Consider the following 14,426-nt stretch of genomic DNA (forward strand, 5'->3'; position numbering starts at 1 on the left):
CGTATGAGCGGAAGCTCGATTTCCTTCCGGCGCTCGGAAGTTCGAGCCAAGAACCGAGAATGCGCCTCAGGGCCTGACGCTCGACGCCTCTGCGGCAAATCGAGCCCTTGAGTTGCCCATGAAGTGGGCGCGGCCCGGCCGACGGGGCCGTCGCGCTTCTGCTGCACGGCTGGCCCTATGACATCTACAGCTATGTCGATGTGGATCCGGTTCTTGCCGAAGCGGGCTATCGTGGCATCGTGCCCTATCTTCGCGGCTACGGCGCAGGCGTTCGCCCAGGCCGTGATCGACGTTGCTCGGATGTGAGATGCCACGTCGGATCACCGTCAAGACACGGCGGTATGAATGGAGAATAGAGTCGGAGCGCTCGATGTTTCCTGTCGATTGCGCCAACTACCGCGATCACTGACACACTTAAGTGAGGGCGCACCCCGCTACATATCGATATCTATTTCGATTTGAAATGACATCTCTATTTGGCGCATAAAAACTCGCCATCCCTAGTTTCCGCCCAAAATATGAGCATTTTTAGTCAATTTTACGTCCGAAAAATAATTCCCTCTTGCCTTTCGGGCAAAATTGGTGTGATTTCCGCCTCGGCATAATGATATCATTAGGAGGGCTTAGTGGCATCAGACATGGCCTTGAGCGGAGCCAGGACACTGGAGCCATACACAGCATTTGTACTGCTGTGCGGTAGTGGCCAGGCCAGTGCAGCTCAACGGAGCCGCGAGGGCGTCGATCCGTGCCGTTAAATCATCCGTCTTGATCTTCGGCGTCACCACAGGCGCTTGTCTATTCTCACTGGAGGACGTCCTCATGAATCTGCGGCAGATCGAAATCTTCCATGCGGTGATGACCAACGGTACGGCCTCTCGCGCTGCTGAGGTCCTCAGGATTTCGCAGCCCGTCGTTAGCAAGGCCATTCAGGAACTGGAGCACAGTACCGGCCTCGCCCTCTTCCACCGCACCAACGGCCGCCTATTGGCGACCTCGGAGGCTCGGCTATTCTTTCGCGAGGTTGAGCAGTCCTTCACCGGACTAACTCGCCTTCGCAGCGCTGCGGCGCGCATCGGCGATTTCGGCTCAGGCGAAATTCGCTTTGCCAGCCTGTCGGAACTGAGCACAAATGTAATTCCAAAGGCGTTGCATGCTTTTCAGAAGCGCCACCCCGAGGTGACGATTACATTCCAAACCCAGAGGTCCACTCTGGTGAAAGATCTCGTTGCCTCCGGACAGCTCGACGTCGGAGTGGTAGCAGACGAGACAGAACTGGCCGGTGTCGATGCCCGGCCTTTCACGAACTACCGCGCGGTGGTTGCGCTTCCGGCCGACCACCGTCTAAGGGAACGGGCAGTCGTACTCGCGAAGGACCTGCACGGCGAACCATTCGTTGCGCTTTCTCCCGAAGACACGATTCGCCGGCAGGTAGATGCCATTTTTGAGACGGGAGCGATAAAGCCCAAAATCGTGCTTGAGACTCAACACTCGACGACGATCTGCGCGCTGGTCAATGCCGGACTCGGTTGCGGCGTGGTGAACCCTATAACGGCTGAACCTTATCTCGGCAGGAACCTCATTGTCCGCCCCTTCGAGCCGGCTATATATTTCCGCACGCTCCTGCTACTGCCGGCAAATCGCCAGCCCTTGAAAATTGTCACAAACCTTATTAGCGACCTGAAAAACCACGCCAGTTTGGATGACGCGACCACTCATCAAACAGTGCCCTTGCTTTGAAGGAGCACCCGTTCAATTCCTTGCGACGAAATCGATATTCCGACGCGGACAGGTAAGCCGCACCGCGCCATCGACTTCTGATGTTCCTCGTCGACACAAATGTCATTTCGGCGCTCGCGCCGTCAAAGCGGGGAGGGGAGGGCGCCCTGGTCAATTGGCTGGACCGCGCCAGTCCATATCTATTTCTCTCCGTCGTGTCAGCGGCAGAGGTTGCAGCAGGCATCGCAAAGGCGCAACGCGAAGGTGCGACGACGAAAGCGCGCGCCCTTCGCGACTGGTGGAGCGCCATTGAGTATCTCTATTCGGAGAGGCCGCTGCCATTTGACCTGAAATGCGCGAATGCGGCTGGCGCCATCCTTGATCACGCCCGTGCGCATAAGCCTGGTTTCGAAGACATCGCTATCGCAACGGCTCAGTGCTGGGGCTCACCGTTTTGACAAGGAAGACGTGCCATTTCGAGCCGCTCGGTGTGCCGGTAATCGATCCCTTCGATACGCTGCCCAAGCTGCCGTGACGCCGACATCGAAGAGGTCGCTCACCGCCCCGTCGCCGGGAGGCGAGAGCCGTGCCGGAACAACCAATGTTCACCACTATCCTCTATGTTGCCTCCCGGGAGGGGGCCGAACATCCAACTTGCCACCGCTTTCTCCGGTTAATCGGATCTCCTTGACCGACAGGGCAGCCTCAATCTGCAAGGGAAGCAGTAATCTCGATTTCGACTTTTGCACCGCGTGCAGGAATTTGACATATTAAGAACGTGCTGGTGGGTCGAATATCCTTGAATACCTGTGCAAGTACCGGCCCTACGGCCTCGGCCGCTTCGAGGTCGGCTACGTAAACGCGACTTGCCACGGCATTGGCGAGGGTGGCCCCTGCTTTGTTCAATGCATCCTCAATATCCGCGAATGCATTGCGTGCCTGATCTGCCGCATCCGGAGGAAACAGACCCGTGGCCTTATCACGACCTGTCGTGCCGGAAACATAAATCGTTGTCCCATCAATCACAGCCTTGGCGTAGCCTGCGGTCGTTTCGGAGGGGGCACCGGAAAAGATTCTCTTTGGCATTTTAATCTCCATGTTCATGGTCGCCGATGTCGTCAGGCGGATCGAGTGCTGTCGGTTCATTTGGGTGGTTGTTGGAATCGCGCCGGCGAAAGAGCCGAAATATCGGCCGACGGGGTTTGGCCTACTGCGAGTTCGGCCATGATTTTCCCAGCCATCGGTCCCAATCCGAAACCGTGTCCGCTAAATCCGGTAGCGACGAGAAGCCCCTCGACGGCTTTGACCTGACCTATGACGGGAACCACGTCGGGGAGGGTATCGATGATGCCTGCCCATACGGTTTCGATAGCAACCTCCGCCAATGCAGGTATAAATCTCTGCAATTCATCTTGGGCCTGCCGGACGCGGTAATGGGCAGGCTGCACGGCTTCTCGGGTTGGTGCGATATCCGCTATCGGTGCGGAGCGATGCGACCGGACAAACGGCTGAATTGGACCAAGATAGTTGATCCGCGCCGCATCTGGATTGCTTCTTCTCGTTTCCCGATAGTGGCGCATGTATCGCCAGGAATCGAGCCGTACGTCATATTCCCCCCCCGCCACCGACAAAACGATTGCCCCGTTCACATCCTGCCGAAGGCCAGTCTGGGGCAGCGAGACACAGGGATGGATGGTGAGGCCCGGCAGCGGCAGGGAACGCGCCACGGTCGCCCGTATCTTTTCCTGGGGAAGAACGTATCCGATCGGGCGCAGGAGCTTGCCGCTTCCCGTGCCGGCGGCGCAGAGGACCGTGTCGGCACGATAGAGCTTACCGTCGATCCATACCCCATGGATGCGCCCGGCCTGAACATCCAGGCGCTTCACGCTCCCGCCAAGAATAACCGAGACCCCAGCTTCGACCGCGGCCTCGAACAACGCCCGCGTGGCGCGTCCCGGCTCAGCCCGCCCGTCCGAGGCGGTGAACATCGCGCCTCGAATGCCGGCTTTTTCGGAAAGGATGGGAAGTTTTCCGGCGACCTCGGCCGGCGTCAGCAGCTCGGTGTCGAGACCGAAATCCTTCGCTTTGGCCTGCCAGTCCGCCTGATGCGCCATGTCGCTGTCATTGACCGCCAGAACGATGTTGCCGCCGCGAAACCAGCCGACGCTGCGTCCGATATCCTTTTCGAGACCGTTCCAGAGGCGCAGCGAGGCCATGGCGAGAGGAAGCTCGCGGAAGTCTCGTCCCTGTTGGCGAACGAAGCCAAGATTGCGGCCCGATTGTGCGGAGCCTGGCATGTCACGCTCGACGAGGAGGACGCGCAGGCCGGAACGCGCCGCGTAAAATGCGGCCGAACACCCGACGATACCTCCGCCGATGACGATCATATCCCACTTGCTGGATATGTGGACGTTTCTTCGAGCATCCATTTAATGAACCTTCGCCATGAAGGAGCGGGTGCGCTCGAAGGCGGGGCTGCTGAATATCTCGGAAGGCGCCCCCAATTCCACGATCCTTCCCGACTGCATGAAGGCGATTCGATTGCAGACCTCACGCGCGAAAGACATCTCGTGGGTGACCACCATCATCGTAAGGCCCTCGGCCGCCAGCGATCGCATGACGTCGAGGACTTCGCCGACCAGTTCCGGGTCGAGCGCGCTTGTGGGTTCATCGAAGAGCAGGACCTTGGGCTTCATCGCCAGCGCCCGTGCAATGGCAACGCGCTGCTGCTGGCCGCCGGACAACATTCGGGGATAATTCTGCATCTTGTCAGCCAGACCGACGCGCGCCAGAAGCTCGCCCGCGAGCGCTTTGGCCTCCCGTCTTCCGATGCCGAGAACATGGACGGGCGCTTCCATGACGTTCTCGAGAGCGGTCTTGTGTCCGAACAGATTGAAGTTCTGGAACACCATTCCGATCCGCGCCCGTTGCCGCGCAATTTGCTTCTCCGATAGCTCGTAGGCGAAGTTTCCGTCACGGCGATAACCGATCAACTCCCCGTCGACAGTGATGCTTCCCTGCTCGATCCGTTCCAGGTGATTGACACAGCGCAGGAGGGTCGACTTGCCGGATCCGGATGGGCCGATCAGGCTGATGACCTCTCCCGCGGTGACTTCCAGATTGATGTCGTGCAGCACCGGCAAGCTGCCATATCTTTTCGATACCCGGTCAAAGACAATCATCGGATCTGACATTTTTATCGAACCTTCCGGCGAAACAGGCGTCTCATTGGGGTGATGGCAGTTACGGTCGATCGGCTGAAATGCCGCTCTATTCGCACCTGGGCGGCGCTCAGGAGCGTGGTGGCCGCTAGGTACCACAGGCAGGCCACGATCAGCAGCGGGATGGTCTGGAAATTCCGGGAATAGATCGTCTGCGCGGAGTAGAGCAGATCGGCCAGCGAGATCACGCTGACGAGGGACGAAGTCTTCAGCATGCCGATCGTCTGATTGCCGGTCGGCGGGATGATCACGGGCATCGCCTGCGGCAAGATGATGCGCCACAGCGCCTTTCCACTGGTCATGCCCAGCGATTTCGCAGCCTGCCTTTGACCCGGATCGACCGACATCAGGCCGCTGCGGATGATTTCGGACATATAGGCGCCCTCATTCAGTCCGAGCCCGAGAACGGCCGCTGTAACGGGCGATATGAGTGTATTGGTGGGAACGGAAACCCACAGGGACGTGAACGGGATTCCGAGGGAAAGTTCCGGAAAGAGAGCGCCGAGATTGTACCAGAATATCAGCTGGACAAGAACCGGGGTGCCGCGAAAGAACCATATATAGGCATTGGCGACGGTCGAGATGACAATATTGTCCGTCATCGCGAGAATGGCGAAAATCGTTCCCAGGACGACGCCGATCGCCATCGTGACCAGCGTCAACCACAGCGTCAGGGAAAGGCCCGAAAGAATACGTGCGTCGAACAGATAGTCTCCGACGACAGCCCATCCGAAATTGGGATTTGCCGCGATCATATTCGCGCAATACAGCACGAAGATGATCAGTAAGGCTGCGGCCAGCCGCGTCTTCCAGGCCGTGGCCGGGACATATGTCAGCGCCGGTCGATCCGATGGGGCCGACAACGCCAGAGTTGAATCATTCGACATGATCGCTGTCTCTCAATAATGGCCGGTTGGATACGGCCGGTGGCCGGAGCCACCGACCGCGTTTTTCATTCCGCAGCCGGAACCGTGGCAAGGTTGATGCCCGGCTCGTGTTCCATCGCCATCGGCGAGACCGTCCATTTCTCGTAGATCTTGTCGTAGTCGCCGCTCGCCCTGACCTCCTTCAGAGCCGCCAGCACGGCCTCGCCGAGGTCCGTTTCATCCTTGCGAAACGCGATGCCGCTCGGCATGCGGGCGAGGACCGGCATCTTGAGGACCTTCACGGGACGCGGCGCCGCCTTCTGGATTTCGCCGGCCAAGGCCGCGGAGGTCAGAACGAAATCGCTACGCCCGGAATAGAGGGAAAGCAAAGTCGCCTCCGACGTTCCGAATTCGGAGACGGAAGGCTTCTCCTTGCCGGCGGCGGCGCAGGCGTCGCCGATTTCCGTCGTGATCATGCCGACCCATTCGGTGCCGCTTTGCGCGGCTCCCTTCAGGCCGCAAAGGCTGAGATGGTCGTCGATCCCGCTGCCCTTTTCCTCAAGGACATAGGCGGAGGAAGTGGTGTAGCCGTAATCGACGAAGCTGACGACCTTCTGCCGCTCCGCATTGTCGGTGATCCCTTCCATGGCGAGATCCCAACGACCGGACTGGACGCCGGGGATGAGCGAATCGAATGCGACGGACGTTACATCGATCTTCACCCTGAGGCGCTCTGCGATCGCGTCCCAGAGATCGACTTCGAAGCCGACCATCTCGCCTGCGTCGTTGATGGACTGAAAGGGAGGATATTTCGCATCGGTCACCAGTTTGATGACCCCGGAATCCTTGTATTTCTGGGGCAGAATGTCGGCCGCCGACTGCGCATTCGCGGCGCCTGCCACGACAAGCAGGCCGATTGCGGTGATGGCACCCACCGCGGAGACATAACTGTAGCGTTTTACTCTCTCGAAAATCATGGCGTCCTCCCGTTTGTGGCCTCAGGTTGGCGACGAGCCACTCGGCCTGTTGCGGCTCGTCGTTTGTGTGCGGATGAAATCGGCGCCGCGCTTCAACCGATCACGAAGGGATTGGCGATCTCCTCCGCGGTCGAGAGCCAGACGGCCTTGGTCTGGAGATATTCGTAGATCCCCGCCACGCCGTTCTCGCGCCCGATGCCGCTTTTCTTGTAGCCGCCGAATGGCGTGGTGTAGGAAATGTCGCGATAGGTGTTAACCCAGACGCTGCCGGCCTCGAGCTGTTCGGACATCTTCAGGGCAAGGCGCATGTTCGAGGTCCAGACTCCGGCGCCGAGGCCGAATTCGCTGTCATTGGCGATGGCGACGGCCTCTTCCGGCTCGTCAAAGGTTATGGCCGAAAGAACCGGGCCAAACACCTCTTCCTGCGCGATGCGCATATCGTTGTTGACGCCGGTGAAGATGGTCGGCTCGATGAAGAAGCCGGCGCCGCATTCTGCAAGGTCCGGGCGCTTGCCGCCGAGGACGAGTTCAGCGCCTTCCTGGCGAGCGATGTCGATATAACCGAGCACCTTTTCGAACTGCATGCTGTTGGCGATCGGCCCGATCTGGGTCTCGACCTTGCGCGGATCGCCGATGCGTGCCGTTTTCGTGAAGGCGGCGAGCTTTTCCAGAAAGCGGTCCTGGATAGAGCGATGCACGAGGAGACGCGAGCCAGCGATGCAGGTCTGGCCGACTGCGCCGAAGATCCCGCCCACCACGCCGCGCACGGCATTGTCGAGATCGGCATCGGCGAAGACGATGTTGGGGGACTTGCCGCCGAGTTCCAGGCTGACACGCTTCACGTCCCTCGCCGCCAGCGCGGACAGATGGGCGCCCGTCTTCGTCGATCCGGTGAAGCCCAAGTGCCGGGTCAGCGGATGCGTAACCAGCGGCTCGCCCACCTCTGGGCCGTAGCCGGTGACGACGTTTATGACGCCGGTCGGAAAACCGGCCTTCTCGACTAGCTCCATGAGCTTGAGCGCGGTCGCGGAGGTAAATTCTGCGGGCTTCATCACCAGCGTGTTGCCCGCCGCCAAGGCGGGGGCCGCCTTGAGGGAGAACAGCAGCAACGGCGCATTCCACGGCACGATGCCGACGCAGACGCCTAGCGGCTCATGGCGCGAGAAACTGAGCGCCGGCTTGTCGCAGGGATGGACCGCGCCCTCGATCTTGTCGGCATAGCCAGCATAATAGTGATACCAGTGCGGAATGTAACGGATCTGGTGCCGCATCTCCTCCAGCAGGCGGCCGTTGTCGCGCACCTCGATTTCGGCAAGCGCATCGGCATGTTCCTCGATGAGGGCGGCGAACCTCTGGATAATACGTCCGCGCTTGGTCGGGTGCATCCTGCCCCAGGGGCCTTCCGTGAAGGCGCGATGCGCCGCGCGCACCGCACGGTCGGCGTCCTCTGCATTTCCGCGCGGGATCAAGGCCCAGGGCTTCGCGGTAAAGGGATCGACTGTCTCGATATACTCCCCCGAGGCCGGGGCGACCCATTCGCCGTCGATGTACATAGACAGTTTCGGTAGGTCTTGCATGGGCATGGTCTCTCCTTTTCGCGGCATGAAGTAACGCCTTGAGCGGCATAGCGATATCTGTTTCGATTAAAAATGATATGCCTAATCGCTGTCAAGAACAGAATTGCCGATCTGATAAATTACTTTGCTGCATAAAATTTAACCAATACCGCAGCGCAATGCATAAATAATAAGCAACTACGCTGAGTTTTCACAAAAAAATGGATTCCCTCTTGTCTTCTGGGCAAAATTGGTGTGATTTGCGTTCAGCATAATGATATCACTTTGGAGGACACGTTGGCGTCAGACCAGCCCCTATACGAGCGCATCAAATGCGTGATCGATCGCCGTATTGAGACCGAGGAGTGGCCGCCCAACTTCCAAATCCCCTCGGAAGAGGATCTTGCCAGCGAATTTGGCGCGTCCCGCCTCACGGTGCGCCGGGCCTTGCGCGAATTGCAGACAGATGGCGTGCTGCTACGCGTCCAGGGCCGCGGCACGTTCGTCATAGGCCCGCGCATGCAATGCGCCGTGTTCAATCTCGCCGACATATCGGAGGAGATCGCTTCCGGCGGCGGTGCCCATAGCTGCCGGCTGCTCCAGCATTCGATCCTCACCAGGGACGATCCTGGCTGGAACATGCTCCAGCTCGGCGCCGGCGATACCGTTTTCCATTCGCGGCTGCTTCATCTGGAGGACGGCAGCCCGATCCAGTTGGAAGATCGCTATGTGAACGCCGTGGAGGCGCCGGACTACATCGAGCAGGATTTCTCGAAAACTAGCCCGCATGCCTGGCTGCTGCGCGAGACCGCCGTCACGACCGTCGACAACACAATCCGCTCCATCCGTGTCGACGACGAAATCCGTCTGCACCTGCAGATAGGCGCCGACCAGCCGTGCCTCCTGCTGGATCGCTCAACCTGGCGTGACGGAGTTCCCGTCACGCGCAGCCGTTTCATCTATCCCGGCGACCGCTACCGCATGCGCTCCACACACGAGGCGCGCACCAACCGCATCGTCACCATTCCCGCCCTATCCGGCACAAGCCGCTGAAACCCTGACAATAGGAGCCGCCCATGAGAAATTTTGTTCGCAAACTCCAGGAACGCGGGGACCTGCTGGTCGTCGACCGCGAGATCGACCCCGCCCATGAACTTGCCGCCGTCACCCATCTGGCGCAGAAGAAATGGGCAAAGCCCGTGATGTTCACCAATGTGAAGGGCACGCGCTTTCCGGTGGTCACCAATGTCTACAGCACCCGTGAACGGTTGGGTGAGGTGATCGGCATCGACGCGAACGATTTCTGCCGACAGTGGAGCAAGCTATCCTCGCTCGGCTCGGCCGAGATGCGCGACCCCCTCGTGCCGGCGAACGAGGCCCCGGAATACGAGGAGGTCAAACTATCCGACCTGCCGCTGATCACCTATTCGGACCGAGACGGCGCACCCTATTTCACCTCTGCCATGTTCATCGCCAAGGACCCCGAGACCGGGGTGGGCAACCTCTCCTATCACCGCTCGATGTTCATCAGCGACAACGAGCTGCGCTGCCGCCTCGCGCCGCGTCACCATCTGACGATCTATCACGAGAAGGCCGAGAAGATGGGGCGGCCGCTCGAGGCGGCCATGCTCATCGGCCCGCCGGCCCACGCCTTCCTGACCGCCGCCGCTCCGCTGCCCTATGACGTGGACGAGTTGGAAGTGGCTGCGCGCCTGCGAGGCACGCCGATTGCCATGCGCAAATGCAACCATATCGACCTTGAAGTGCCCGCCGAGACCGAGGTGGTGATCGAGGGCCGGTTCCTGCCCAACGAGCGCCGCCCGGAAGGCCCGTTCGGCGAGTTCATGGGCTATTACGTCCCCGTCGGTCCCAATGCCGTCTTCGAAGTGCTTGGCGTGACCGTGCGCAAGGACGCCATGTTCCATTCGATCCTGTGCGGCTCGCCCGAGGAGGTGCTGACGCTGGAGCTTTCCGTCTCGGCCAACATCTACCAGCGGCTGAGCGCGGCGCTTCCCGGCATCGTCAACGTGACATGCCAGCCCTTCGTCAACCATGCCATCGTGCAGATCGAACCGCAGTTCGAAGGCCATGCGCGCCAGGTCATGCTGGCGACGATCGGCGCCGAACCCATCTGGGCCAAGCAGATCACCGTCGTTGATAAGGATGTCGACATCTACGACATGGACGACGTGCAATGGGCGATTCTGACCCGCTGCCGCCCCGACAAGGACACGCTCGTCATTCCCGAGACCCCGTCCTTCTACCGGGATGAGGCCAAGGATCACTGGGGGCGCCTGCTGGTCGACGCCACCAAGCCTTGGGGACGGGAAGAGGAATTCGAGCGTAAGCGGCTGCGCATGGTGAATGACATCCGTCTCTCCGACTGGTTCGCGGGCGCCTGACCATGAGCACGCGGCGGCTGATTATCGGGATCACGGGCGCTTCGGGTGCGGCCTATGGAATCCGCGCCCTTGAGCTTGCGCGGGCGGCGGAGGTGGAAACGCATCTCGTCGTTAGTCGCTCGGCCCTTCTCACACTGAACCAGGAACTCGGCCTGCAGAAGGCCGATCTCGAGGGCCGGGCCGATGTGATCTATCCGGTCGCCGACATCGGCGCGACGATCGCCAGCGGATCGTTCCGCACCATGGGAATGCTGATCGCCCCCTGTTCCGTGCGGACCATGTCGGAGATCGCCACGGGCGTGACCCCCACCCTGATGAGCCGGGCCGCCGACGTGGTGCTGAAGGAGCGCCGTCGCCTCGTGCTCATGCTGCGGGAAACGCCGCTGCATCTGGGGCACATCGAGACGATGGGGGCGCTCACCCGGATGGGGGCCATCATCATGCCCCCCGTCCCCGCCTTCTATGCCAAGCCGCAGAGCATCGAGGAACTGGTCACCCATTCCAGCGCCCGCGCCCTTGACCTCTTCGACATCGATACCGGCGCCATACGGCGCTGGGGCGGCCTGAAGGGCAGCCTGATGGAGGATACCTCTGACCCGCGCGCATCATAGTCTACGGCACGATGCTTTCCGCGCGGCGATCGACGATCTCATCCCCTCGAACTGTACGGCGATCGCTACCGGTTGCGGCTTTCTCGCCGAAGTGCCGTGATGCCCATCACGGCACTTCGGCGAGTCGTTCGCGGGAACGAAGGCCCGGGGCCATCCGGCCTTCCGATGGCGGCCGTGTCGCCGCGGTTCGGCCTGCCAGGCTTCGATATAGTCATCCTGGCGTCTGCCGCCGAGATCGTGGCATGCCGGTGCGAGGGGGCACCCGCGGCGAAATCCGTGTGGGGATGCGCAGGACGCTTCCCGCGCTGCGGCATGGGCCCTTGCCAGGGGTGAATGTGCGGCAACGACGCTGGCTAGCCTAGCCACGTCGGCCCACGGCCTCTCGATCGAGGTGTTGACGCTCCGCCTCATATCGCTCTGGGAGATCGCGGATATTATCGAGCCGCGACGACGCGGGTCCCCCGCGGCTGCCGGAACAGCCGCTTCACCTGATTTTCTTGTGTCCCTTCGGCGTCAATGGTCCATTTGCGTTCACAATGCGGTTCTGGCGCGCTTCGTGCGAGCTCCGCATCCGGTAACGATCGCCCGGGTAGAGGAAGCGGCTGCGGGTCACCGGGGTCCCCTCGCGCCAGGTCGACCGGTCTAGCAGGAGGCACGGTTGGGTGCTGTCTATCTGCAAGAGCCGGCACGCGTCCGCGTCCGGCCTGATGGCGCGGATCGTATTGTCCACGGATGTCACCGTCGTCTCGCGAAGCAGGTAGGCGTGCGGCGTGATCCTGCTGAAGTCCTGCTCCAGGAAGGACGGAGCCTCGCTTGCATTGACGTAGCGATCTTCGAGTTGGATCGGCGTACCATCCTCCAGGTGCAGCAGCCGCGCATGAAAGACAACCCCATCCGGCCCCAGCGCCAGCATGTTCGATTGCGGGTCTTCCCGCGGCACGACGCCGAGCTGGATCACGTTGCAGGCATGGGCGCCGCCGTTGAACACGATTTCCTCGGCCATGTCGGATATATTGAAGATAGCGCATTGCATGCGCCGGCCGACCACGAAGGTTCCGCGCCCTTGGATGCGTATCAGAACGCCCTCGGCCTGCAATTCACGCAAGGCACGTCTCACGGTCAGCCTAGACGCCCCGAACTCCTCCGCAAGCTCGACCTCTGCCGGAACCTGGAATTCAGCGGGCCACTCCTCCGCCTCGACACGGCGATCGATCGTCGCTTTTATCTTCTCATAAAGGTGCTGATCGGGTTCAGGCATGCTCGACCATTGATAATGATATCCTTTTGAAAGACTAACATACCTATTAGTGCGTGTCACCTCTGCAAACAGGAGTTGAATTCAGTAGGTTTTTTCGCCATGCGCCTGGCTTCGATTTCGCTAGGCGAAATCCGGCGCAGAAGACGCGATCGATTATGATATTGTATTCACGAGTTCAGCATCAGCCCCGTGCGAGCGACCACACGGCGTCTGCGATGAGACGGGTTTGCGGCATCTCTTCAGGCAGGGTGCGGCCGGCGAAACGTTCGAGAACCATTTGCGCGACGGCGCTAATCCGGGCCGACCCGACTTCCTGACCTTCATCGCGCGGCAGGTCGGCGATCGCTTCCTCCAACACCGCGATCTCGAGCCTTTCGGCGTCCAGTTCCAGCGTCTTGAGCGCTGAGCGGAAGGACACGACTGGCGCGCGGTTTTCCATCCACGGATTGGTCTTTAACTGCACCCTGATCGCGCGCAGGGGCCGGACGACCTCCGCACGCCATCGGCTGCAGCTCTCGTCAAGTCTCCGAATCGTGTCGGCATCGATGCGGCTGCCTTTCCCGGCCGCCTGGAGCACGGCAAGGAACAACGGCACGTCGAGTTCAAACCGGTCCTGCAATTCCAGGCACGCCTGGGCGACGCCCGGCATTGCGTAGACCTTCGACATCACGGTCCACAGATCGGCAGCAACGGAAGCTTCAACCACTATCTTTTTCCTCGCCTATGGCACTCGCCAGGGCGCCGCATATAAGCATCGCCGGCTCGTATCAATGACTATCCTCTGCGTTTCAATTCAATGGCCCGATCTTCGTCGCTAACTCAAAAGATCGCATAATGCTTTGAGCGCGCCTCGAAAATTACGATAGTGAAGTAAGATTTCCTCGCCGGTTGTCTGCATTTGTAAGGCTGCGTGTGCATACGCCACATTTGCGATGAAGAAAGACGTTTGCTCACATGGTCAAAGGCGGCGCTCGCCCATCGGCCCCAGGTCCTGATCATCTCCCTGGGCTTCGCCGGCAAGCGATCCGGCACGAGGCCTTCGCCTGATCGTCGAGGCCTTCAGGGCGATGGGGAAATACTTGGAAGACTCTATCTGCTGGCCCTGTTGTTCCAAGAGGGCGGATACGATCGGACGAGCCTCAAGAAAGCTGCAACAAGTTTTTGCCTGCCTTTGCACGGCCACCGAATGAACCACGTTAAAGCCGGCAGACGTTCAGTCAGGGAGCTTCGAAGCATGATCCCAACTTAGTATAGCGGTGTGGAGGCAAACACTATGAGTGATGATGGGGCTCAAGCCATAGCCAGCAGGTCCCTAAGCAGCCCCGGGCCACGAGGGTATCTGGGGAACCACGCGGATAGGTTCCATAAGAACGCTTACGCGACTAACATATGTAGGGGCTATTTAGCAATGTGACAGTTGGGCCAGTTAGAAATGCGACAGCTCGCCTCTCGGCGCGCCGGTCAACGTCAACGTTGGGAGCAAGGATAACGACCTTCCGCCTGAAGTCGTGATGTCCTGTTTGATCACCATGTCTCAGAAAGAGTTGCTTCGCCTCGAAGTGGTCCAGAAGATCCGCGATCAGCGCCTGAGCGTCGTTCAAGCGGTAAGCCGCTGGCGTTCTACAGTGACAAGCACGGTGTTTCATCGACCCATGCATCGGAGAAAGACCGGACGAGCGGCCTGACGCAGTTCGGTCGGGCGCGCTATGAGCTGAACATTGACATCATCTGCGCCAACCCCCGCAGGCCAAAGGCCGCGTGGAACGCTAGGCCAAGGCACTGGCGGGTAAAAAGGTCGTCGTCTTTGATTATCCGGACG

12 protein-coding genes and 3 pseudogenes are annotated in these 14,426 nt (G+C 60.2%); 7 read left to right on the forward strand and 8 right to left on the reverse strand.

All coding sequences use genetic code 11. The features are described 5' to 3' along the window. Positions 1–131: 131 nt before the first annotated feature. From AC1DDS_RS09020 to AC1DDS_RS09030, 3 genes and pseudogenes are all read left to right on the forward strand, one after another. Positions 132–263 (forward strand): annotated as a pseudogene (locus AC1DDS_RS09020) (alpha/beta fold hydrolase); the annotation flags it as partial. A 556-nt stretch (positions 264–819) separates the two neighbouring features. After that, positions 820–1,737 carry a LysR substrate-binding domain-containing protein gene (locus AC1DDS_RS09025; protein WP_477478572.1) on the forward strand — a complete coding sequence of 306 codons (918 nt, stop codon included), beginning with the start codon at positions 820–822 and terminating at the stop codon, positions 1,735–1,737. Positions 1,738–1,817: 80 nt separating this feature from the next. Continuing rightward, a pseudogene (locus AC1DDS_RS09030) lies at positions 1,818–2,251 on the forward strand (PIN domain-containing protein). 170 nt (positions 2,252–2,421) lie between these two features. Here AC1DDS_RS09030 and AC1DDS_RS09035 read toward each other — a convergent pair. The 6 genes from AC1DDS_RS09035 to AC1DDS_RS09060 all read right to left on the reverse strand — a co-directional run bounded on the left by AC1DDS_RS09035 (position 2,422) and on the right by AC1DDS_RS09060 (position 8,357). Further along, complete coding sequence (locus tag AC1DDS_RS09035; protein WP_477478573.1) at positions 2,422–2,820, reverse strand: RidA family protein; 399 nt, start codon at positions 2,818–2,820, stop codon at positions 2,422–2,424. Positions 2,821–2,858: 38 nt separating this feature from the next. Continuing rightward, positions 2,859–4,103, reverse strand: a complete 1,245-nt coding sequence (locus AC1DDS_RS09040) for an NAD(P)/FAD-dependent oxidoreductase (RefSeq protein WP_477478574.1) — start codon at positions 4,101–4,103, stop codon at positions 2,859–2,861. Positions 4,104–4,145: 42 nt separating this feature from the next. Next, a complete protein-coding gene (locus AC1DDS_RS09045) occupies positions 4,146–4,910 on the reverse strand; it encodes an amino acid ABC transporter ATP-binding protein (protein WP_477478575.1) in 765 nt (254 codons plus the stop codon). A 2-nt stretch (positions 4,911–4,912) separates the two neighbouring features. After that, positions 4,913–5,824 (reverse strand): amino acid ABC transporter permease, encoded by a 912-nt coding sequence (locus AC1DDS_RS09050; RefSeq protein WP_477478576.1) that lies wholly within the window; start codon positions 5,822–5,824, stop codon positions 4,913–4,915. A gap of 65 nt (positions 5,825–5,889) precedes the next feature. Further along, positions 5,890–6,780, reverse strand: a complete 891-nt coding sequence (locus tag AC1DDS_RS09055; RefSeq protein WP_477478577.1) for an ABC transporter substrate-binding protein — start codon at positions 6,778–6,780, stop codon at positions 5,890–5,892. Between the two features lie 92 nt (positions 6,781–6,872). Continuing rightward, positions 6,873–8,357, reverse strand: a complete 1,485-nt coding sequence (locus AC1DDS_RS09060; RefSeq protein WP_477478640.1) for an aldehyde dehydrogenase — start codon at positions 8,355–8,357, stop codon at positions 6,873–6,875. A gap of 276 nt (positions 8,358–8,633) precedes the next feature. Between AC1DDS_RS09060 and AC1DDS_RS09065 the strand changes: the two genes are divergently transcribed. Genes AC1DDS_RS09065 through AC1DDS_RS09075 form a run of 3 tightly spaced genes read left to right on the forward strand, consistent with a single transcriptional unit; the run spans position 8,634 to position 11,349 of the window. Next, positions 8,634–9,389, forward strand: coding sequence for a UTRA domain-containing protein (locus AC1DDS_RS09065; RefSeq protein WP_477478578.1), 756 nt, complete (start codon positions 8,634–8,636; stop codon positions 9,387–9,389). Positions 9,390–9,412: 23 nt separating this feature from the next. After that, on the forward strand, positions 9,413–10,738 hold the full coding sequence (locus tag AC1DDS_RS09070; protein ID WP_477478579.1) for a UbiD family decarboxylase: 1,326 nt from the start codon (positions 9,413–9,415) through the stop codon (positions 10,736–10,738). Positions 10,739–10,740: 2 nt separating this feature from the next. Continuing rightward, on the forward strand, positions 10,741–11,349 hold the full coding sequence (locus AC1DDS_RS09075) for a UbiX family flavin prenyltransferase (protein ID WP_477478580.1): 609 nt from the start codon (positions 10,741–10,743) through the stop codon (positions 11,347–11,349). A 484-nt stretch (positions 11,350–11,833) separates the two neighbouring features. Here AC1DDS_RS09075 and AC1DDS_RS09080 read toward each other — a convergent pair whose 3' ends face one another. Further along, the gene (locus AC1DDS_RS09080) at positions 11,834–12,607 is read right to left on the reverse strand and encodes a UTRA domain-containing protein (protein ID WP_477478581.1); all 774 of its coding nucleotides are present in this window, start codon (positions 12,605–12,607) and stop codon (positions 11,834–11,836) included. A gap of 181 nt (positions 12,608–12,788) precedes the next feature. Then, positions 12,789–13,313, reverse strand: coding sequence for a TIGR02444 family protein (locus AC1DDS_RS09085; protein ID WP_477478582.1), 525 nt, complete (start codon positions 13,311–13,313; stop codon positions 12,789–12,791). Positions 13,314–14,210: 897 nt separating this feature from the next. Here AC1DDS_RS09085 and AC1DDS_RS09090 point away from each other — a divergent pair. After that, a pseudogene (locus AC1DDS_RS09090) lies at positions 14,211–14,374 on the forward strand (ISNCY family transposase); the annotation flags it as partial. Positions 14,375–14,426 lie beyond the last annotated feature (52 nt).

The sequence above is a fragment of the Mycoplana sp. 10N416 genome (assembly GCF_056394765.1).

What these genes read in the sequence shown, in the direction of transcription:
- AC1DDS_RS09025 (WP_477478572.1), top strand. Translation starts at nt 820, where the DNA reads ATGAATCTGCGGCAGATCGAAATCTTCCATGCGGTGATGACCAACGGT.
- AC1DDS_RS09035 (WP_477478573.1), bottom strand. Translation starts at nt 2,820, where the DNA reads ATGAACATGGAGATTAAAATGCCAAAGAGAATCTTTTCCGGTGCCCCC.
- AC1DDS_RS09040 (WP_477478574.1), bottom strand. Translation starts at nt 4,103, where the DNA reads ATGATCGTCATCGGCGGAGGTATCGTCGGGTGTTCGGCCGCATTTTAC.
- AC1DDS_RS09045 (WP_477478575.1), bottom strand. Translation starts at nt 4,910, where the DNA reads ATGTCAGATCCGATGATTGTCTTTGACCGGGTATCGAAAAGATATGGC.
- AC1DDS_RS09050 (WP_477478576.1), bottom strand. Translation starts at nt 5,824, where the DNA reads ATGTCGAATGATTCAACTCTGGCGTTGTCGGCCCCATCGGATCGACCG.
- AC1DDS_RS09055 (WP_477478577.1), bottom strand. Translation starts at nt 6,780, where the DNA reads ATGATTTTCGAGAGAGTAAAACGCTACAGTTATGTCTCCGCGGTGGGT.
- AC1DDS_RS09060 (WP_477478640.1), bottom strand. Translation starts at nt 8,357, where the DNA reads ATGCAAGACCTACCGAAACTGTCTATGTACATCGACGGCGAATGGGTC.
- AC1DDS_RS09070 (WP_477478579.1), top strand. Translation starts at nt 9,413, where the DNA reads ATGAGAAATTTTGTTCGCAAACTCCAGGAACGCGGGGACCTGCTGGTC.
- AC1DDS_RS09075 (WP_477478580.1), top strand. Translation starts at nt 10,741, where the DNA reads ATGAGCACGCGGCGGCTGATTATCGGGATCACGGGCGCTTCGGGTGCG.
- AC1DDS_RS09080 (WP_477478581.1), bottom strand. Translation starts at nt 12,607, where the DNA reads ATGCCTGAACCCGATCAGCACCTTTATGAGAAGATAAAAGCGACGATC.